Origin of the sequence: Streptomyces sp. NPDC058665 (assembly GCF_042714995.1) — a bacterium.
Taxonomy (GTDB): Bacteria; Actinomycetota; Actinomycetes; order Streptomycetales; family Streptomycetaceae; genus Streptomyces.
Genome location: NZ_JBHXRX010000064.1, coordinates 31,906 through 50,885 on the forward strand (window position 1 = coordinate 31,906; position 18,980 = coordinate 50,885).

Annotated in this window: 15 protein-coding genes; 5 read left to right on the forward strand and 10 right to left on the reverse strand. The window is 69.8% G+C overall.

The genetic code is table 11. The features are described 5' to 3' along the window. The first annotated feature begins 5 nt into the window (after nucleotides 1-5). Both ACFWV8_RS31290 and ACFWV8_RS31295 read left to right on the forward strand, forming a co-directional pair. Complete coding sequence (locus tag ACFWV8_RS31290; RefSeq protein ID WP_384211613.1) at nucleotides 6-1,814, forward strand: alpha/beta hydrolase; 1,809 nt, start codon at nucleotides 6-8, stop codon at nucleotides 1,812-1,814. Between the two features lie 117 nt (nucleotides 1,815-1,931). After that, nucleotides 1,932-2,414 (forward strand): hypothetical protein, encoded by a 483-nt coding sequence (locus ACFWV8_RS31295; RefSeq protein WP_384211616.1) that lies wholly within the window; start codon nucleotides 1,932-1,934, stop codon nucleotides 2,412-2,414. On the opposite strand, the gene ACFWV8_RS31300 is transcribed toward ACFWV8_RS31295, so the two are convergent. The 3 genes from ACFWV8_RS31300 to ACFWV8_RS31310 all read right to left on the reverse strand — a co-directional run bounded on the left by ACFWV8_RS31300 (nucleotide 2,402) and on the right by ACFWV8_RS31310 (nucleotide 5,600). After that, complete coding sequence (locus ACFWV8_RS31300) at nucleotides 2,402-3,532, reverse strand: ATP-binding protein (RefSeq protein ID WP_384211619.1); 1,131 nt, start codon at nucleotides 3,530-3,532, stop codon at nucleotides 2,402-2,404. The two genes, ACFWV8_RS31295 and ACFWV8_RS31300, sit on opposite strands and share 13 nt — an antisense overlap. Next, entirely contained in the window at nucleotides 3,529-4,188 is a 660-nt protein-coding gene (locus tag ACFWV8_RS31305) for a response regulator transcription factor (protein ID WP_329384683.1), read from the reverse strand. Before ACFWV8_RS31305 ends, ACFWV8_RS31300 begins: the two co-directional genes overlap by 4 nt. Before the next feature lie 182 nt (nucleotides 4,189-4,370). Further along, nucleotides 4,371-5,600, reverse strand: coding sequence for an RNA-guided endonuclease InsQ/TnpB family protein (locus ACFWV8_RS31310; RefSeq protein WP_384211625.1), 1,230 nt, complete (start codon nucleotides 5,598-5,600; stop codon nucleotides 4,371-4,373). A 191-nt stretch (nucleotides 5,601-5,791) separates the two neighbouring features. Here ACFWV8_RS31310 and metG point away from each other — a divergent pair, with 191 nt between their 5' ends. Continuing rightward, on the forward strand, nucleotides 5,792-7,405 hold the full coding sequence (gene metG, locus ACFWV8_RS31315; RefSeq protein ID WP_384211630.1) for a methionine--tRNA ligase: 1,614 nt from the start codon (nucleotides 5,792-5,794) through the stop codon (nucleotides 7,403-7,405). Between the two features lie 68 nt (nucleotides 7,406-7,473). On the opposite strand, the gene ACFWV8_RS31320 is transcribed toward metG, so the two are convergent. The 4 genes from ACFWV8_RS31320 to aspS all read right to left on the reverse strand — a co-directional run bounded on the left by ACFWV8_RS31320 (nucleotide 7,474) and on the right by aspS (nucleotide 11,559). Beyond that, nucleotides 7,474-8,310, reverse strand: coding sequence for a hypothetical protein (locus tag ACFWV8_RS31320; RefSeq protein ID WP_384211636.1), 837 nt, complete (start codon nucleotides 8,308-8,310; stop codon nucleotides 7,474-7,476). Nucleotides 8,311-8,320: 10 nt separating this feature from the next. Further along, nucleotides 8,321-9,139: a hypothetical protein gene (locus ACFWV8_RS31325; RefSeq protein ID WP_384211642.1), complete on the reverse strand. Its 819-nt coding sequence runs from the start codon at nucleotides 9,137-9,139 to the stop codon at nucleotides 8,321-8,323. Then, a complete protein-coding gene (locus tag ACFWV8_RS31330; RefSeq protein ID WP_384211649.1) occupies nucleotides 9,132-9,641 on the reverse strand; it encodes a SigE family RNA polymerase sigma factor in 510 nt (169 codons plus the stop codon). Before ACFWV8_RS31330 ends, ACFWV8_RS31325 begins: the two co-directional genes overlap by 8 nt. A 154-nt stretch (nucleotides 9,642-9,795) precedes the next feature. Continuing rightward, the gene (aspS, locus tag ACFWV8_RS31335; protein WP_384211655.1) at nucleotides 9,796-11,559 is read right to left on the reverse strand and encodes an aspartate--tRNA ligase; all 1,764 of its coding nucleotides are present in this window, start codon (nucleotides 11,557-11,559) and stop codon (nucleotides 9,796-9,798) included. Between the two features lie 221 nt (nucleotides 11,560-11,780). Between aspS and ACFWV8_RS31340 the strand changes: the two genes are divergently transcribed. Next, on the forward strand, nucleotides 11,781-13,925 hold the full coding sequence (locus ACFWV8_RS31340; RefSeq protein WP_384211662.1) for a SpoIIE family protein phosphatase: 2,145 nt from the start codon (nucleotides 11,781-11,783) through the stop codon (nucleotides 13,923-13,925). Between the two features lie 40 nt (nucleotides 13,926-13,965). Here the strand turns inward: ACFWV8_RS31340 and ACFWV8_RS31345 are convergent, their stop codons facing one another. From ACFWV8_RS31345 to ACFWV8_RS31355, 3 genes are all read right to left on the reverse strand, one after another. Then, the gene (locus ACFWV8_RS31345; RefSeq protein WP_329384701.1) at nucleotides 13,966-15,027 is read right to left on the reverse strand and encodes an AI-2E family transporter; all 1,062 of its coding nucleotides are present in this window, start codon (nucleotides 15,025-15,027) and stop codon (nucleotides 13,966-13,968) included. Nucleotides 15,028-15,346: 319 nt separating this feature from the next. After that, nucleotides 15,347-16,300 (reverse strand): pirin family protein, encoded by a 954-nt coding sequence (locus tag ACFWV8_RS31350; RefSeq protein ID WP_384211672.1) that lies wholly within the window; start codon nucleotides 16,298-16,300, stop codon nucleotides 15,347-15,349. 150 nt (nucleotides 16,301-16,450) lie between these two features. Continuing rightward, entirely contained in the window at nucleotides 16,451-16,912 is a 462-nt protein-coding gene (locus tag ACFWV8_RS31355) for an SseB family protein (RefSeq protein ID WP_329384705.1), read from the reverse strand. A 173-nt stretch (nucleotides 16,913-17,085) separates the two neighbouring features. Here ACFWV8_RS31355 and ACFWV8_RS31360 point away from each other — a divergent pair, with 173 nt between their 5' ends. Further along, complete coding sequence (locus tag ACFWV8_RS31360; RefSeq protein ID WP_384211680.1) at nucleotides 17,086-18,912, forward strand: acyl-CoA dehydrogenase; 1,827 nt, start codon at nucleotides 17,086-17,088, stop codon at nucleotides 18,910-18,912. The last annotated feature ends 68 nt before the right edge of the window (nucleotides 18,913-18,980 follow it).

The window sequence follows — 18,980 nt, forward strand, 5'->3', positions numbered from 1 at the left end:
CGGCCATGGATCTCGCGACGCTCAAGGCCCTCAGGCCCGCGGAGTACGAGGAGGCCGCCGACGGCTACCGGACGACCGGCGACATGGCCAGTGCGGCCAAGGACACGATCGACAACCGGATCGGCGCGGGCGTACGCAACCAGTTGAAGGGCGAGGCGGCGACGGCAGCCCTGCGGGAACTGCGGGAACTGGCCAAGAACTTCCACTACGCGCAGACCGAGTGCGCTCTGGTGAGCACCGCGCTGAACGGTTTCGCCTACGACACGGCGGCGGCCAAGCGGAAACTTGACGCGGCGATCGCCGACGCCGGCGCCGACAACTGCACGGTGCGGCAGGACGGTTCGGTCAGCTATCCCGCAGGAAAGAAGCCGGGCGAGGAGAAGAACGAGCCGGGCGGCACCGTGACCGGCAGCGCCGGGGGCAGCGCGACGTCCGACGCGCTGGAGCGCCAGGCGGCGGGCATCCACCCCAACCCGTACTACGGCAGGGCCATGGCGTACGCGAACCGGATCGCCGACGCGCTGAGGGAAGCCACCGACGCGGACGCCAAGTGGGCGCCGAAACTGCGCGCGTTGAAGGCGGACGACGACCTGACCGTCTCCAAGCAGGACTGGGCCGACGCCCAGTCGGACATGGGCGGGGTGCGCGAGGCGGGCACGACCTACCTCGACTCCCTGCCGCAGGCCCCGAAGGACGGCACCCCGGCGGCCAACGCGGCCTGGTGGAAGGGGCTCAGCCCGGAGGAACAGGCGGCGTGGCTCTCGACCCGGCCCGACACCGTGGGAGCGCTCGACGGGCTGCCCGCCACCGTGCGCGACGAGGCGAACCGCGTCGTCCTGGAGGAGAAGCGCGGTCAGCTCCAGATGGAACTGGACTCCATGCCGAAGCCGCCCGCCAACGAGTGGACCTGGATAACGGCAGGCATGTACCCGTCCAAGGTGCACACGGACGAGTGGATGGCGTGGCACAACAAGTACGGGGACCGGTACGAGCAGCTCAACAAGTCCCTCAAGGGCATCGGGAGCATCCAGGACCGGTTCGACAGGACCGGGGAGAGGGGCCTGCCCGAGGCGTACCTGCTCGGCTTCAGCCCGGAGGGCAACGGCCGGGCGATCGTGGCCAACGGCAATCCGGACACGGCCGACCACCAGGCGGTCTATGTACCGGGGACGACGTCGAATCTGGGCGGTATCGGCGGGGACATCGGCCGGATGGAGAACGTGTGGCGCGTGGCCGACGGAGCGAACAACGGCTCCGTCTCCACGATCACCTGGCTCGGATACGACGCCCCGCAGGACATCGTCAAGGATTCCCCGTTCAGCCACTACGCCGATGACGGCGCCCCGGCCTACAACCGCTTCATCGACGGCCTCGATGCCTCGCGTACGGCCGAATCGGACCCGCACCGCACGGCGATCGGCCACTCGTACGGCACGACCCTCATCGGGTCAGCGGCGCGGCAGGGTGAGCTGAACGTCGACGATGTGATCTTCGCGGGGAGTCCCGGGGTGCAGGTGAGCAACGCCGACCAGATGGATGTCCCGAAGGGGCACGTCTGGAACCAGGAGGCGAAGGGGGATGTCGTCCCGGACGTCGGACGCTTCGGGCACGGCGGAACCGACTGGGACGGAGCTTTTACGACTCCGAGCGACGAACGCTTCGGCGCCAACCAGTTGCAGACGGACACCGAAGGCCACAGCGACTACTGGAAAGAAGAGACCGACAGTCTGCTCAACCAGGGACTGGTGGTGGCGGGCAAGGGCGAGAACGCCGAGCTCAAACCGCCGCCGGACCGCTGGGCGCATGTGAAGTAGAGATGACCACGCACACCCGCACGTTCCGACCGATCGAGGCTTCTCGACTTGAAGATCAAGCTGGGCGCGTCCGCGCTCCTCATGTCCCTCGCCCTGATGACCCTCACTGGATGCGGCATGACTGACAACAAAGGCTCCACCGGTTCCGACGGCTCCGACGACGTCCCCAGCGCGGGCACCAGCAACTCGGAGGACGCCGCCGACGAGGCGGAGCGGATCTCCAGCGAGCTCTACGACCTGATCGGCGTCAAGGGAAAGGCGTCCGACACCGGACCGGGCGTCTCGGAGTGCGGCGACAAGGACCCGGAGAAGTACTTCACGATCTTTCACCCGTGGACCTTCACGCCTGCGTCGGCCGACGACCTCGAAGGCGTGATGGAACGGCTCAGGACCGAACTGCCCAAGAACGGCTGGGAGGTTGTCGAGTACGGGCCGGACACCAGCATGAACAAGAATCTCCGGCTCACGGCCGACAACGACGAGAAGAAGTACAGCGTCAAGATCGCGTACCTCGCGAAGGACAAATCGCCGAACCTCAACCTGATGCTCGTCTCCGGCTGCTACCAGGTCCCCGACGGCGAGAAGGTCTACCGGTTCTGAGGCGGCAGCTCCACCCGTACCGCCAGCCCGCCGCCCTCCCCGCCCGGCTCCGCCGACACCGTGCCGCCGTGGGCCGTCGCTATCGAGCGGACGATCGAGAGGCCCAGGCCCGCGCCCGGCCCCATGCGGTCGCGGCCCTCGCCCCGGCGGAACGGCTCGAAGAAGGCCGGGATGTCCTCCGGAGCGATGCGGGGGCCGTCGTTACGGACCGTCAGAGCCGTGCCCGACACGGAGACGTCCACCTCGCCCTCCCCGTACGCCTGCGCGTTCGCCAGCAGATTGCCGACCAGCCGGTCCAGCAGCGCCCGGTTGCCCCGGACACGCGCCGTCTCCGCCCCCGGCTCCGTCAAAGTCACCGTCAGGCCGTGCCGGGCCGCCTCCTCCGTCACCAGGTCGCCCCAGCGGATCTCCTCCTGGTCCTCGACCTCCCGCTCGCTGCGCGCCAGGACCAGCAGGCCGTCGATGAGCTGTTCGCTGCGGCGGTTGTTGGCGAGCAGCAGCTCCTTCGTACGGGCCAGCTCCTCCGGCGAGCCCGCGCCCGTGAGGCCCACCTGGATCGCCGTGCGCTGCGTGGCCAGCGGCGTACGCAGTTCGTGGGAGGCGTTCGCGATGAAACGCCGCTGGCTGTCGAAGGCCTTCTGGAGCCGGCCGAGCAACTCGTCGAGCGTGTCGCCCAGTTCCCTCAGCTCGTCGTCGGGGCCGGTCGACCCGATCCGCTCGTGCAGGTTGTGCGCCGACAGCTGCCGCGCCTTCGCCGTCATCGCGTGCACGGGCCGCAGCACCCGCCCCGCCGTCCACCAGCCGACGCCGACCGCGCACAGCGCCATCACCACCAGCGCGCCCACCGACCAGAACATCAGCTCGTCCGACGCGGCCTCGCTGACGTTGTCGGTGAGCTGGTAGACGGTGACGGGCGCGAGCTTGCCCTCCTCGGTGAGGTAGTAGCCGTTGCCCGACGACGGTGGCAGCGCCGGTACGACACTGGCCGCGATCTCCTCCGCCTCCGTCTGCGTACCGGCGCTGGACAGCAGGTTCACGACCGCGAGCAGACAGCCGCCGAGGACGAGGAAGACCGCGCCGTACACAAGGGCGATCCGTTCCCTGATCGCACCCGTCACAGCACGTAACCCCCTCCGTCCAGGTCCACCGGCCTGATCAGCGCCGGATCGCCGAGCTTGGCACCAAGCTCCCCCACACAGAGGCGTACGACACCTGAGAGCGGGTCCGTCTGCGCGTCCCACGCGCGCTCCAGCAGCTGCTCCGTCGTCACGGCCTTTCCGTCCGCCTCCAGCAGGATCTGGAGCACGGTCAGCTCCTTCACGGAGAGGTCGAGGGCCTTGCCGTCGCGCACCGCCGTACGGCTCACGGTGTCCAGCCGCACACCGCGCCGCTCCAGCGTCGGCTGTAACGCCCGCGAACTCCGCCGGCGCAGCGCCCGCACGCGCGAGACCAGCTCGGGGAACTCGAAGGGCTTGCCCAGATAGTCGTCAGCGCCCAGATCGAGCCCCTTGACGCGCTCCTCCATGGAGGAGGACGCGGTGAGCATCAGGATCCGGGTCCGGGACTCGTCGGCGACGAGCCGGCGGGCGACGTCGTCGCCGTGGACGCGGGGGAGGTCACGGTCGAGAACGACGACGTCGTAGTCGTGCAGCCCGAGATAGGCCAGGGCGGCGTCCCCGCTGTAGACGGTGTCGACGGCGAACCCGGCCCGCCGCAGCCCGGTGGCGATCAGCTCGGCCAGGATTTCCTCGTCCTCGGCGACCAGCACGCGCATCTTGAATCCTCCCCGCCCCGTGCGGGGGCGCACGAGTGTCGTCCTTCTCCTTCTTAAGATGCCTTTGCCGGGGTCATAGGTTGTGTCGAACCCACACTCTTTAACCACACTCTCAGCTGAATCCTCCCCTCCCTGGACGGAATGGATTCCCGGTCCTCCAGGGTTGGTCGGGGATTTCTGGCTCACGCTGCCGGAGGAGGCTGCGCCCCGTCTGGTCTTCCGCGATCGGCACCAGCCGGGTTGAGACCAGCCCGGACCAGCATCACGTGTGCGGAGTTCTTGTCCCTGGGGGACACGGCTCCGCACGCGGTGCAGGCATAGGTACGTGTCGAAAGAGGCAGTGCGTGCTTGGTTCTCGCTCCGCACCGTGCGCAGTCCATCGTGGTGTACGCGGGGTGCACCAGATGCACAGCGCGTCCGTGCTTGCGGCCCATCTCGACCAGGGCCGACTTCGTCGCGCCGATCGCCGCGTCGGCCGCCTTGCGGGCCATGGTCGACTTCGCGAGGAACTTCGGGCGGAAGTCCTCCACCGCGACGGCATCGTGGTCGCGGACCACGGACTTGGCCCACTTGCGGCCGGTGTCCTGGCGCTGTCGGGCGACCTTCTTGTGCAGCTTCGCCGTCAGCTTCTTCGCCCGGCGGTACCCCTTCGAGCCAGCCTGCCCGCGCGCCGGCCTCCGGCGGGCCATCATCCGCTGATATCCGGACAGCTTGGCGGCCGCCTTCCTGCCATGCCCGGGGTGCGTGAGGTCGTGGGCGTCGCTCGTGGTGGTCGCGATCTCCTTCACGCCCCAGTCGATACCGATCACGGCACCCGTTGCGGCTAGCGGCTCGACTTCGAGGGGCACGACGAACGAGCAGTACCAGTGTCCGACACTGTCCTGATAGACACGCACACTGGACGGAACCGCAGGCAGCTCCCGCGACCACACCACCGTCAGCACGATCCCGCCCGCCAAGTGCAGCTTCCCGTCCCTCAACCGGAACCCGGGCCTGGTGTAGTTCAGGCTCGGCCTGGCCTCGCGCTTCTTCTTGTACTTCGGCATCCCGGCCCGCTGCCGCATCGGCAGCCGTTCCCTGATGTCCTTCTGCGCCTTGGCGCGAGACTTCCCGAAGTCCCGGATGATCTGCTGCTGCACCACCAATCTGCCCTCACGCAGCCAGCCATTCATGGTACGGGCCTCGGTCAGCATCTTGTCGAGCTGCGCCGGACCGCACGTGCGCCTGTCGACGCCTTCGGGCCGCTGCTTGTTCCACAGGTGGGTCTGTCGGGACTTCGCACAGCACTCGTTCCACACCCACCGGCACCGGTCCCACTCCGCGAGGAGGGCAGTGCGAGCGGTGGACGACACGCGGACACGGAAGGTCCACCGGGTATGCCCGGCATCTCCTTCACTCCGTCTCGTCACCATGAACCAACTTTTAGCAGCACCTACTCATCTCGCTCACAAGTTCCTGGAGGGGCCACACGATCGATTGGATGCTCGAACGCACGTACGACTTATCGGCACAACCGCCAGACACCACCGCCTGGCGACCGGCGCGGCAGTCCCCCGAGGTAACCAGGTGAAGGGTCCTCCGCCGGGCCGTTAGGATTTCGACCATGGCCGCCACTGGATCCGAAGAGCAGGGTGGGCGGGCGTACTACGTCACCACCCCCATTTACTACGTCAACGACGCTCCTCACCTGGGCCACGCCTACACGACCGTCGCAGGCGACGTGCTCACCCGCTGGCACCGCCAGCGGGGCGAGAAGGTGTGGTATCTCACTGGCACGGACGAGCACGGTCAGAAGATCATGCGTACGGCCGAGGCGAACGGTGTCACCCCGCAGGAGTGGGCGGACAAGCTCGTCGACGAGGCGTGGCGGCCTCTGTGGAAGCACCTGGAGATCGGACACGACGATTTCATCCGGACGACGGAGAAGCGCCACACCGACCGCGTCCAGGAATTCGTGCAGGACCTGTTCGACAAGGACGAGATCTACAAGGGCGGCTACGAGGGCCCGTACTGCGTGGGCTGCGAGGAGTACAAACTCCCGGGGGAGCTGCTCGACGGCGAGGGTGAGTTCGCGGGTCTGAAGATCTGCGCGATCCACAAGACGCCGGTGGAGATCCTCAAGGAGGAGAACTACTTCTTCAAGCTCAGCGAGTACGGCCCGAGGCTCCTGGAGCACTACGAGGCCAACCCGGGCTTCATCCAGCCCGAGTCCGCGCGCAACGAGGTCGTGAACTTCGTCAGGCAGGGGCTTCAGGATCTGTCGATCTCCCGGTCGACGTTCGACTGGGGCGTGCCGGTGCCGTGGGACGAGAAGCATGTGATCTACGTGTGGATCGACGCGCTCCTGAACTACGCGACGGCCGTCGGCTACAACGAGAACCCGGCGAAGTTCGAGGAGACCTTCCCCGCCGACGTCCATCTCGTCGGCAAGGACATCCTGCGTTTCCACGCGATCATCTGGCCCGCGATGCTGCTCGCGCAGGGTCTGCCGCTGCCGGGCAAGGTCGCCGCGAACGGGTGGCTGATGGTCGGCGGCGAGAAGATGTCCAAGTCGAACCTGACCGGCATCAAGCCGCAGGACCTGACCTCGCACTTCGGTGTGGACGCGTACCGCTGGTACTTCCTGCGGGCCATCGCGTTCGGGCAGGACGGCTCGTTCTCCTGGGAGGACTTCTCCGCCCGGTACACCTCCGAGCTGGCGAACGACTACGGCAACCTGGCGTCGCGCGTCGCGGCGATGGTCGGCAAGTACTACGGCGGCACGCTGCCGGAGGCGACGTCCGGCGGGGCCGCGGAGCAGGCCGTACGGGACGGGCTGGCCAGGGCGGTCGGCGAGGCTGACCGGAAGATCGGCGAGGAGCTGGACTTCCAGGGCGGCATCCTGGCGATCTTCGACTTCGTGAAGCAGGTCAACGGCTACATCACGGAGCAGGAGCCCTGGAAGGTCGCGAAGGACACGTCCGACGCGGGCCGGGCCGGGCTCGCGACGATCCTTTACACGGCCACGGAGGCGCTGCGCGGGGTCGCGGTGCTGCTGAACCCGGTGATGCCGGACACGTCCCAGAAGCTGTGGGACTCGCTGGGCGCGGAGGCCTCGCTGGGCGCGCTGGCGGACCAGCGGGTCCAGGACGCGGGCACGTGGGGGCAGCTGCCGGCGGGCACGACGGTGACGAAGGGCGCGGTGCTGTTCCCGCGTCTGGAGGAGAAGTCGGCGTAACCGCGGAGATCGGGGCGCCGGACGGGCCGCGGGTGCGGCGCGTCCGGCGCTGTCGCGAAACGGCCCCTTCAGCGGCCCAGTGACGACACGTCGCCCATCACCACCTGCGGGTGCTTCGACGGGTCCAGCCAGCGCAGGAGTTCCTTCATCCGGCCCATGGGGATGGAGACGCAGCCCTGGGTCGGGCCGCCGTGGTCCACATGGATCCAGATGCCGCCGCCCTTGGCCGCGCCCAGCGGTCGTGTCCAGTCCAGTGGGGTGGTGCCGGGCTTGCGGTTGTAGTTGATCGCCACGACGTGGTCGAAGGACCCCGCCAGGGGCTCACCATCGAAACCCACGCCGCCGAGCGTGAAGGCCGGGCCCCGGTCGTACGGGAGTCTCGTCCCCGGGTCCGGCAGCCGGCCGCCCGCGTCGGTGAGGCCGAAGACGCCGACCGGGCTGCGGAGGTCGCCCTGCCGGTGGTCGTCGGTCCAGCCCTTCAGGGCGTTGTGCGCCGGCCACGGGTCGGTGACCGACCGCCAGCCCTCGACGGGGTCCCGTTCGTAGAGGACCAGGGTCGCGCGGTTGGAGTCGGGGGCGTCGCCCGTGACCACGACGGCCTGGCGGCTGGACGCGGGGATCCCCGACCGGGTCCGCGGGCCGAGCGACGGGATCTCCCTGGGGCGTACGGCCTGCTGACCGGCCGCCGACTCCGGCACGGCCCGCCCGAGACCGCCGCGTGCGCCGTCCCGCTCGTCGCCGCCCGCGCCCTTGTCGTCGACGGCCTTGTCGTCCACGGCCTTGGGGACGGACGATCCCCCGTCTTCCCCGAATCCGCCGCCGAGCCCGCCCGCGCAGCCGCCGAGCAGCAGACCGGTCGCGAGGAGGAGGGCGGCCACGTGGCGCGGGCGTACGCGGTGGGACATGAGTGACCTTTCAGTTCGCATGGACGTCGGTCCCCCCGTTGTCGTGGGCCTGGGCGGTCGGAGCCCTGCTGGGCTCGCGGCCCGCCGCGGAAGCGGGATGGCCCGCACCGGCGATCATGGCGCGTGTGTCGTCGAGGATCGGGGAACTCGCCCCCGCCCCGGCGGCGCAGACACTGACTTGGATGCCTACGTCGGCGCCGGGATCAGGTCCGGCGAGCAGCGCGGTGTACTCCTCGGTGCCCATGAGCTTGCGGCAGAGCACCGAGGGCCGTGCCAGCGGGTGGAGAGCGGGCGGGTCCTGGGTCTTGGTGTGGAGCCCGCGGAACTTCTTCACCTCCAGCGAGACCAGCACGCTCCCGGACGGCAGCGTCGCGACCGGTTCGCAGCCGGTCTCCGGCTCCTTCGCGCAGGCCGGTGTGAGGGTGTCGGGCACCCGCCGGCTGGCGACGTACCCGCGGGGCATGAGGTCGCGCGCGGGGTCGCCGGGCACCGCGAGCGCCTGCCAGCCCGGCGGGAGCCGCAGGGTGAGATCCCCCAGGTCGGGGAAGCGGACCGCGCGGCCGTCCTCGCTGCCGGTGGCCGAGACGGTAGGCGCCGGGCTCGCCGGTGGCGCGCCCCCGTCCCGGCCGCCGTGCAGGAGGCCGGGCAGGAGCGTGCCGGCCACGGCGAGACCGGTCACCGCCACCGCCGTCGTCCCGGCGGCCCGGCGGCGCCTGCGGCTGCGGGCGGCCCGCTCCCGTACGCGGCGCAGGCGCTCGTCGGGGGCGGGCAGCCGGGGCACGGCGCGCTCCAGCAGGATCCGCAGCTCCCGCTCCTCGTCCTCAGACACCCCGCTCACCGCCGTCCACCGGCACGGGCAGCGCGGCCCGCAGCGTGCGCAGCGCCTTCGCCGACTGGCTCTTGACCGTCCCCGGCGAGCAGCCGAGCGTGGCCGCCGTGTCCTCGACGCTCAGGTCCTCGAAGAAGCGCAGCACGACGACCGCGCGCTGCCCCACCGGCAGCGACCGCACCGCGGCGGCCAGCGACTGCTCCAGGTCCACGCTCTCGTACGCGTCGAACGGGCCCGCCGACTCCGGGACTTCGCCGTGCGGCACCTCGCCGCGCCACCGTCTGCGCCACCACGACGCGTGCGTATGGACCAGCGCCTTGCGTACGTATGCCTCCGGACGCTCCCCGGAGATCCGGTGCCACTTGGGCCACACCTTGGCCAGCGTCGTCTGGAGCAGGTCCTCGGCCAGATGCGCGTCGCCCGTCAACAGCCAGGCCACCCGCAGCAGTCGCGGCCCGCGCGCGGCGACGAACGCCTCGAAGTCGCCGTCGCCCGGGTCCATCGTCTTCTCGCCCTCGCCAATCCGTTCGGTCGTCCACGACCGATCAACGTCCCGGAGGGCCGCGCAGGTTGCCCTTTGGCAAGAAGACGCCACGCGAAGGACCCGGAACCGTACGGTTCCGGGTCCTCGCGGCGAACGGAAAGCAGCTACGCGGCTACTTCGCGGCCGGCTTGCGGAGCTGGATGTTCAGCTCCCGCAGCCGCGTCTCGTCCAGCTCGGTCGGCGCGCCCATCATCAGGTCCTGCGCGTTGCCGTTGAGCGGGAAGGCGATCGTCTCGCGGATGTTGGGCTCGTCGGCGAGCAGCATCACGATGCGGTCGACGCCCGGCGCGATGCCACCGTGCGGCGGGGCGCCGAGGCGGAAGGCGCGCAGCATGCCCGCGAACTCGTGCTCGACGGTCTCGCGGTCGTAGCCCGCGATCTCGAACGCCTTGAGCATCAGCTCCGGCTCGTGGTTCCTGATCGCGCCCGACGACAGCTCGATGCCGTTGCAGACGATGTCGTACTGCCAGGCGAGGATGTCCAGCGGGTCCTTCGTCTCCAGGTCTTCGAGACCGCCCTGCGGCATGGAGAAGGGGTTGTGCGAGAAGTCGATCTTTCCGGTCTCCTCGTCCTTCTCGTACATCGGGAAGTCCACGACCCAGCAGAACCGGAACACGCCCTCCTCGAAGTGGCCCGAGCGCCTGGCCGCCTCGACGCGGACCGCGCTCATGATCTTCGAGACCTCGTCGAACTCGCCCGCGCCGAAGAAGATCGCGTGGCCGGGCACGAGCGACAGGCGCTCGGTGAGGACCTTGACGTCGTCCTCGGTGAGGAACTTGGCGATCGGGCCGGTCAGTGCGCCGTCCTCGCCGACCCGCACCCACGCCAGGCCCTTGGCACCCTGCTCGACCGCGTAGTCACCGAGGCCGTCGAAGAACTTCCGCGACTGGCCTGCCGTGTCCGGCACCGGCAGCGCGCGGACGTGCTTGCCCGCGAACGCCTTGAACTCGGAGTCCTGGAAGACGTCCGAGATGTCGACCAGCTCCAGCTGGGCGCGCAGGTCCGGCTTGTCGTTGCCGTACTTGAGCATCGCCTCGCGGAACGGGATGCGCGGGAAGGGGGACGTGACCTCGCGACCGCCGCCGAACTCCGTGAACAGCTCCGTCATGAGCTTCTCGATCGGCCGGAAGACGTCCTCCTGCTCGACGAAGGACATCTCCACGTCGAGCTGGTAGAACTCGCCGGGCGAGCGGTCGGCGCGGGCGTCCTCGTCGCGGAAGCAGGGCGCGATCTGGAAGTAGCGGTCGAAGCCGGAGATCATCAGCAGCTGCTTGAACTGCTGCGGGGCCTGCGGCAGGGCGTAGAACTTGCCCGGGTTGAGCCGGGAGGGGACCACGAAGTCGCGGGCGCCCTCGGGGGACGTCGCGGTCAGGATCGGGGTCGCCATCTCGTTGAAGCCCAGCGCGGTCATCTTGTGGCGGATCGCGGAGATGACGGCCGTACGCAGCAGGATGTTGCGGTGCATGCGCTCGCGGCGCAGGTCGAGGAAGCGGTATTCGAGCCGCCGCTCCTCGTTGACGCCGTCGTCGGTGTTGATCGTGAACGGCAGCGGTCCCGCGGCGCCGAGGACCTCGACCTCGCCGACCTCGATCTCGATCTCACCGGTCGGCAGGTCAGGATTCACGTTGTCCGCGCCACGGGCGGAGACCTTGCCGTCGATACGGACGACGGTCTCCTTGGTGAGCTTGGAGAGCGCCTCGTTGGCGGGGGTGCCGGGGCGGGCGACGAGCTGGACGAGACCGTAGTGGTCGCGGAGATCGATGAAGAGGATGCCGCCCAGGTCTCGACGATTGTGCAGCCAGCCGCTCAGCCGGACGTCGGTGGAGACGTCAGAGGCGCGGAGCTCGCCGCAGGTGTGGGACCTGTACCGATGCATCGTCGTTCATCCAGTCTTAGCTCTTGGCGGGTGGGCTTGGCCGCTCCAGGTTACCGGCAGGGCCAAGGGCGCCTCCCCCGCATTTACGGGCTCCTCCCGGTAACCGGCCCGCGCCCGGCCCGCGCCCGGTCCCCGCCCGGACCTCGCACCCGTCCCCGCCCGGCCACCCGCACGCCCGCTCGGCACCGCACCCATCACCCGCATCGGTCTAAAGTGGTGCAATGCGCACCGAGGATGTACTGGCCGCGATCGCGACCGGTCTGTGGCGCTGGGACAACGCGGCCGGGTACGTCACCCTCGACGCGGAGGGGGCGCGGCTGCTCGGGCTGCCCGCGGAGCCCACGGTCCTCAGCGAGGCGGCCATGCGCGCGCGCCTGCATCCGGTCGACTGGGCCGAGACCTACGGCATCGTGCGCCTCGCCGTCGCCGAGGGGACGGTCGCCGAGGCCCAGGTGCGGGTCGTGGGCGAGGACGGGCAGGTGCTCCGTACGATCAGGTCCCGCTCCAAGCCACTGGTCACCAAGCGCGAGTACGGCGACGACTACGAGCTGATCGGCACCCTTCAGGAGATCGTCGCGCCCCATCCGGGCGCGCTGACGGGGCAGAGCCCGGTCGCCGGCGACTGGCGGCGCTCGCGTGAGGCGTTCCTGCTCGACGCGGGGCGGGCGCTCGCCGAGGCGCGCTCCACCGCCGAGGTGCTGCGGGTCGCGGCGTCGCTGTCCATGCCGGGCTTCTCCCCCGACGGGCTCGCCGTCTTCGGCGTCGAGGGTGATCATCTGACGGTCATCGGGCACCACGGGCACCCGGACGGCGCGGAGGGACCCTTCACGGACATGTCCGTGAACACGGACTACCCGGCGGCCGAGGTCGTACGGACCGGCCAGGCCATCTATCTGCCGACGCCCAGGGACTACCACGACCGCTACCCGGCCACCTGGCCGCTGGTACAGGGTTTCGGCCGCCAGTCCTGGGCCTTCGTGCCGCTGATCGTCGCCGGGCGCACGATGGGCGCCTGGATGGCGGCCTTCAAACACCGGGTGACGTTCACGCCCGACGAGCGGTCCGTGCTGACGACGGTCGGCAGGATGCTCGCGCAGGCGCTGGTACGCGCGGAGGTCGCGGAGACCGAGCGCGAGCTGTCGCTGGGGCTCCAGCGCTCGATGATGCCGACGCTGGGGCCGGACATCCCGGGGATGAGCGTGGCCGCGCGCTATGTGCCGACGGGCGGCGGGCTCCAGGTGGGCGGCGACTGGTACGACATGATCCCGCTGCCCGGCGGCGGCAAGGTAGCGCTGGTCATCGGGGACGTCCAGGGGCACGACGTACGGGCCGCGGGCCTGATGGGGCAGCTGCGGATCGCCCTGCGCGCGTACGCGGCCGAGGGGCACCGGCCCGACGCGGTACTGGCCCGCGCCTCGCGCTTTCTGCACGGCATGTACGAGTTCTCGGTCCCCCACGGCCTGACGGACGCCGACGAGGACGAGGACGGCGAGGACCCCGAGTACGGCTTGGCGCGCTTCGCGACGTGCCTCTACATGGAGGTCGACCCGGACTCCGGCACGCTCGACATCGCGCGGGCCGGGCATCCCGACCCGGTGATCCGTTCGGCGGACGGCACGGCCCTCATCCGGCAGACGGCGGGCGGGCTGCCGCTGGGCATCGAGGCGGACTCGATCTACCCGACGACCCGGGTGGTCCTGGAGCCCGGCGACACCATGATGCTCTGCACCGACGGGCTGATCGAGACCGGCGGGCACGACATGCTGAGCGGCTGGACGCGGCTGCGGCCCGTGCTGGAGAACAACACGGGCGTGTCCCTGGAGAAGCTCGCGGACGCGCTGGTGCAGGCGGTCCACGGCCCCGGCTCGCACTACACGACGGGCCCGCTCGCCGACCGCCGCGAGGACGACATCGCGCTGATGCTGCTGGCGCGGGACACCGCACCGGCGCTGCCGGCGAGGCCGCACCCGCGCCGTACGGTGCTGACGATCTCCCAGGCCGAACCGGAGCAGGTCGCGGGCGCGCGGCGGCAGTTGAAGGACCTGCTGCACGACTGGTCGGACGAGGAGCAGGTCGACTCGGCGGTGCTGATGCTCTCCGAGATGGCGACGAACGTGCTCGTCCACACGGACGGCGACGCGGTGCTGATCGCGGAGGCGGCGGGGGAGCGGGGCAAACGCCGCCTGCGGGTGGAGGTCGCGGACGCCAGCGACGAACTCCCCCACAAGCGCAGGCCCGGCGAACTGGCGTCGAGCGGCCGGGGGCTGGTGCTGATGGAGATGCTGGCGGACGCGTGGGGGGTGGACCCGCGGGGCGAGGGCAAGTCGATCTGGTTCGAGATCTACGAAGAGGGCGAAGCGGGCTGACCGGGTCGCTCCGGTGCGGCCCGCTTGGGCGCGGTCCCTGTCACGGAGAGCGCGCCTCGTACCGTTCGCGGATCTCCGCCAGGACCCCGAAGGCCGCCGCCGTCAGCGGTACCGCCAGCAGCGTTCCCAGGATCCCGGCCACGCTCGCGCCCGCCGTGATCGCCAGCATCACGACCGCCGGATGCATCTGCACCGTACGGCTCTGGATCACCGGCTGGAGCACATGGCCCTCCAGGACCTGCACGGCCAGTACGACCCCGAGCGCCCACAGCGCGATCACCACGCCCCGGTCGGCGAGCGCGACGAGCACCGCGACGGCGCCGGTCAGGAACGCCCCCAGGTACGGGATGTACGCCCCCACGAACACCAGCGCGCCCAGCCCGACCGCGCCCGGCACGCGCAGGATCAGCAGGCCGGCGGTGATACAGATCGCGTCGATGAGCGCGATGAAGGTCGTCCCGCGCATAAAGCCCTCGACGGCCCCGAACGCCCGCCGCGCCATCGCCTCGACGACGTCGCCCGTACGGCGCGGGGCGAGGGAGCGCAGCGCGCCGGCGACCCGGTCGGAGTCCTTGAGGAAGAAGAAGATCAGCAGCAGTGCGAGGACGGCGGTGGCGATCAGTTCGCCGACGACGCTGAGCCCGGTGATCACGCCGGAGGCGGCCGTACCGCCGAACTTGCCCAGCAGATCCCGCGCGTTCGACGCGATGTCGTCCAGCGACGTCCCGGCGGCCCCGAACTGCTTGCTGAGGTCCCGCCCGGCCTGCCTGAGCGAGTCCACGATCTGGTCGCCGGTCTCGATGAGCGCGGTGACGACGACGTATCCCGCCCCGCCGACGACCGCGACCAGGGCCAGACAGGTCAGCCCGGCGGCGAGGGACTTGGGCATCCGCATGGCGACCAGCCGCCGGTAGAGCGGGCCGAGGAGCGCGGTCCCGAGGATCGCGAGCAGTACGGGGGTGACAGCCGTCTTGAAGGTGATGACGATCCACACCCCGACGGCGACGACACCGGCGACGAGCAGCACGACGGCGCACCAGGCACCCACCCGCCAGACCTCCGGGGGCAGCACGCCGGGCGGGCCCCCGCGCGAGTTCTCCATCCGCCCACCCGACCACGCCGTCCGGGGCGCTGCCCTACGGATGGGGCCGGGTGGGTGACGGAGTGTCACTCACAGGTGGAGCGGGGCCGATCGGGGCGGAGTCCGCCCCGATCCACCCCGACCTAGGGCGTGTCTTTCGGATCTTGCCGGGCTCGCGAACCCTGGCACGCACGCTCTCCCCCGTAGCCCCCAAGGGGGCACGGGAGGTGCCCCCTCCGCGTCGGCTCCCTCCTCCGCCTTGCGACCGCACGCACCAACGGGACATCAGCCGCTGCCGCGGCGGGCGCTCCCTCATCCGGCCTGATCCAAAAGACACGCCCTACTCGGTACCCGCGGGCACCGTGCCCAGCCGGCCGGCCTGGAAGTCCTCGAAGGCCTGCTGGAGCTCGGCGTGACTGTTCATCACGAACGGTCCGTAGTGCGCCATCGGCTCCCGGATCGGCCGGCCGCCCAGCAGGACGACCTCCAGGTCCGGGGTGTTGGAGTCCTGGGACTCGTCCGCGCGGACCGTCAGTGACGACCCCGCGCCGAAGACCGCGGTCTGGCCCGTGTGCACGGGCCGCCGGTCGGTACCGACCGCGCCGCGTCCCGCCATGACGTACGCGAGACCGTTGAAGTCCTCGCGCCACGGCAGCGTGACCTCGGCACCCGGCCGCAGCGTCGCGTGGATCATCGTGATCGGCGTGTGCGTGATGCCGGGGCCCTCGTGCCCGTCCAGCGAGCCCGCGATCACCCGCAGCAGCGCGCCTCCGTCGTGCGAGGTCAGGAGCTGCACCTGGCCGCCGCGGATGTCCTGGTAGCGCGGGTCCATCATCTTGTCGGCCGCGGGCAGGTTCACCCAGAGCTGGAGGCCGTGGAAGAGACCGCCGGACACCACGAGCGACTCCGGCGGCGCCTCGATGTGCAGCAGGCCGGAGCCCGCCGTCATCCACTGGGTGTCGCCGTTACGGATCGTTCCGCCGCCGCCGTTGCTGTCCTGGTGGATGAAGGTGCCGTCGATCAGGTACGTCACGGTCTCGAAGCCGCGGTGCGGGTGCCAGGGGGTGCCCTTCGGCTCTCCAGGCGCGTACTCCACCTCGCCCATCTGATCCATCATGATGAACGGGTCGAGGTGCTGGTAGTTGATCCCCGCGAACGCCCGGCGCACCGGGAACCCCTCGCCCTCGAAGCCACCGGGCGCGGTGGACACGGCGAGCACGGGCCGGGCGACGGCGTCGGCTGCCGCCGTGACACGGGGAAGGGTGAGCGGGTTTTCGACGGTCACAGCGGGCATCGGGGGCCTCCTCGGCTTCGGGCTCCAATTTAGTTGAAAGGTGAACATCTGACAAGGCAGCGGTTATTCCGCATGCGTGTCACGCGCGTCACCAGGGGAAATCCGGTGCCGGCCGGGATTCAGCCGCCCACCTGTCAGCCGTACGACGGCTCAGCCGTACATCCGCCGCATCGCGAAGTCGACCATCTGCTCCACAGCCTTCGCGTCGAACACCATCCGGTGCTCGCCCTCCATGTCGATCACGAAGCCGTAGCCCGTCGGCAGCAGATCGATCACCTCGGCACCGGTGATCACGAAGTACTTCGACTCCTTGCCCGCGTACCGCCGCAGCTCCTTGAGCGTGCTGAACATCGGGATGACCGGCTGCTGGGTGTTGTGCAGGGCCAGGAAGCCGGGGTTGTCACCGCGCGGGCAGTAGACCTTCGACGTCGCGAAGATCTGCTGGAAGTCCTCGGCGGACAGCGACCCGGTGGTGAACGCCCGCACCGCGTCGGCCAGCGAGGGAGGGGACGGCTCGGGGTACAGCGGCTGCTCCCCGTATCCGCCGCCCATCGGCTGCTGCGGGGGCGCGTACTGCTGCTGGGCGCCAGCGTTCTGGTCGTAGCCGTACATGGACCCAAGACTACTGAGGAAAAGGCCCACCCATGGGCCGCATGCGCTCCTCGTCGTCCTCGTCACAGATGTCCGGTAGGGGTTGCATCTTATTACCGACGGGTAGCATCATCGGAGCACTACTGATACGCGTACGAGGAATCCGCCTCCCAACCGCTTACGGAGCCGTCGCCATGGGGCACTACAAGTCGAATCTCCGCGACATCGAGTTCAACCTCTTCGAGGTCCTCGGGCGCGACAAGCTGTACGGCACGGGCCCGTTCGCGGAGATGGACGTCGAGACAGCCAAGACGATTCTCTCCGAGGTCACCAGGCTCGCCGAGTCCGAGCTGGCCGCCTCCTACGCCGACGCGGACCGCAATCCCCCCGTCTTCGACCCCGAGACCAACACCGCCCCCGTCCCCGCCTCCTTCAAGAAGAGCTACCAGGCCTTCATGGACTCGGAGTACTGGCGGCTCGGCCTGCCCGAGGAGATCGGCGGCACGACCTCGCCCCGCTCCCTGATCTGGGCGTACGCGGAGCTGCTGCTCGGCGCCAACCCGGCGATCTGGATGTACACCTCGGGCCCGGCCTTCGCCGGCATCCTCTTCCAGGAGGGCAACGAGGCACAGAAGAAGATCGCCGAGATCGCCGTGGACAAGCAGTGGGGCTCCACGATGGTGCTCACCGAGCCCGACGCGGGCTCGGACGTGGGCGCGGGCCGCACGAAGGCCGTCGAGCAGGAGGACGGCTCCTGGCACATCGAGGGCGTGAAGCGCTTCATCACCTCCGGTGAGCACGACATGTCGGACAACATCCTTCACTACGTGCTGGCCCGCCCCGAGGGAGCGGGACCCGGCACGAAGGGCCTGTCCCTCTTCCTCGTACCGAAGTACGAGTTCGACTGGGAGACCGGCGAGCTGGGCGAGCGCAACGGTGTGTACGCGACGAACGTCGAGCACAAGATGGGCCTCAAGGCGTCGAACACGTGCGAGCTGACCTTCGGCGACCGGCACCCCGCCAAGGGCTGGCTGATCGGTGACAAGCACGAGGGCATCCGCCAGATGTTCATGATCATCGAGTTCGCCCGGATGATGGTCGGCACGAAGGCCATCGCCGCGCTCTCGACGGGCTATCTGAACGCGCTGGAGTACGCGAAGGAGCGCGTCCAGGGCCCGGACCTCTCGCAGTTCATGGACAAGAGCGCGCCCAAGGTCACCATCACGCACCACCCGGACGTACGCCGCTCGCTGATGACGCAGAAGGCGTACGCCGAGGGCATGCGCTCGCTGGTGCTCTACACCGCCTCCCTCCAGGACGAGATCGCCAAGCGGGAGGCGGAGGGCGAGGACGTGAAGGCGCAGCACGCGCTGAACGACCTGCTGCTGCCGATCGTGAAGGGCTACGGCTCCGAGAAGTCGTACGAACAGCTGGCCCAGTCGCTCCAGACGCTCGGCGGCTCCGGGTATCTCCAGGAGTACCCGATCGAGCAGTACATCCGCGACGCCAAGATCGACACTCTTTACGAGGGCACCACCGCCATCCAGGGCCAGGACTTCTTCTTCCGGAAGATCGTCCGCGACCAGGGGCAGGCGCTGAACACCCTCTCCGAGGAGATCAAGCAGTTCCTCGCCGTCGGGACGGGGGGCGCGGAGCTGGCGCCGGCCCGCGACGCGCTCGCCAAGGCGGCCGTCGACCTGGAGGCGATCGTCGGCAGGATGCTGACCGACCTCTCCGCCACGGCCGACGACGTCAAGAACATCTACAAGGTGGGCCTCAACACCACCCGCCTGCTGATGGCCTCGGGCGATGTCGTCACCGGCTATCTGCTGCTGCGCGGTGCGGCGGTGGCCGTGGAGAAGCTGGAGACGGCGTCCGCGAAGGACGTGCCCTTCTACCAGGGCAAGATCGCGGCGGCGAAGTTCTTCGCGGCGAGCGTCCTGCCGGGGGTCTCGGTGGAGCGCGCGGTGGCCGAGTCGGTCGACAACTCGCTGATGGAGCTGGACGAGGCGGCGTTCTAGAAGTCGTCCGGCGCTCTTCCGCCAAGTCGTCCACGGGCGCCGGGCGGGCCGTGATCACGGCCCGCTGA

Bases quoted from the DNA above. Each gene is read 5' to 3' on its own strand.
- ACFWV8_RS31355 (WP_329384705.1), bottom strand. From the start codon at position 16,912: ATGTACGGCTACGACCAGAACGCTGGCGCCCAGCAGCAGTACGCGCCC.
- aspS (WP_384211655.1), bottom strand. From the start codon at position 11,559: ATGCATCGGTACAGGTCCCACACCTGCGGCGAGCTCCGCGCCTCTGAC.
- ACFWV8_RS31295 (WP_384211616.1), top strand. From the start codon at position 1,932: ATGACTGACAACAAAGGCTCCACCGGTTCCGACGGCTCCGACGACGTC.
- ACFWV8_RS31310 (WP_384211625.1), bottom strand. From the start codon at position 5,600: ATGGTGACGAGACGGAGTGAAGGAGATGCCGGGCATACCCGGTGGACC.
- ACFWV8_RS31320 (WP_384211636.1), bottom strand. From the start codon at position 8,310: ATGTCCCACCGCGTACGCCCGCGCCACGTGGCCGCCCTCCTCCTCGCG.
- ACFWV8_RS31350 (WP_384211672.1), bottom strand. From the start codon at position 16,300: ATGCCCGCTGTGACCGTCGAAAACCCGCTCACCCTTCCCCGTGTCACG.
- ACFWV8_RS31340 (WP_384211662.1), top strand. From the start codon at position 11,781: ATGCGCACCGAGGATGTACTGGCCGCGATCGCGACCGGTCTGTGGCGC.
- metG (WP_384211630.1), top strand. From the start codon at position 5,792: ATGGCCGCCACTGGATCCGAAGAGCAGGGTGGGCGGGCGTACTACGTC.
- ACFWV8_RS31330 (WP_384211649.1), bottom strand. From the start codon at position 9,641: ATGGACCCGGGCGACGGCGACTTCGAGGCGTTCGTCGCCGCGCGCGGG.
- ACFWV8_RS31290 (WP_384211613.1), top strand. From the start codon at position 6: ATGGATCTCGCGACGCTCAAGGCCCTCAGGCCCGCGGAGTACGAGGAG.
- ACFWV8_RS31305 (WP_329384683.1), bottom strand. From the start codon at position 4,188: ATGCGCGTGCTGGTCGCCGAGGACGAGGAAATCCTGGCCGAGCTGATC.
- ACFWV8_RS31360 (WP_384211680.1), top strand. From the start codon at position 17,086: ATGGGGCACTACAAGTCGAATCTCCGCGACATCGAGTTCAACCTCTTC.
- ACFWV8_RS31345 (WP_329384701.1), bottom strand. From the start codon at position 15,027: ATGGAGAACTCGCGCGGGGGCCCGCCCGGCGTGCTGCCCCCGGAGGTC.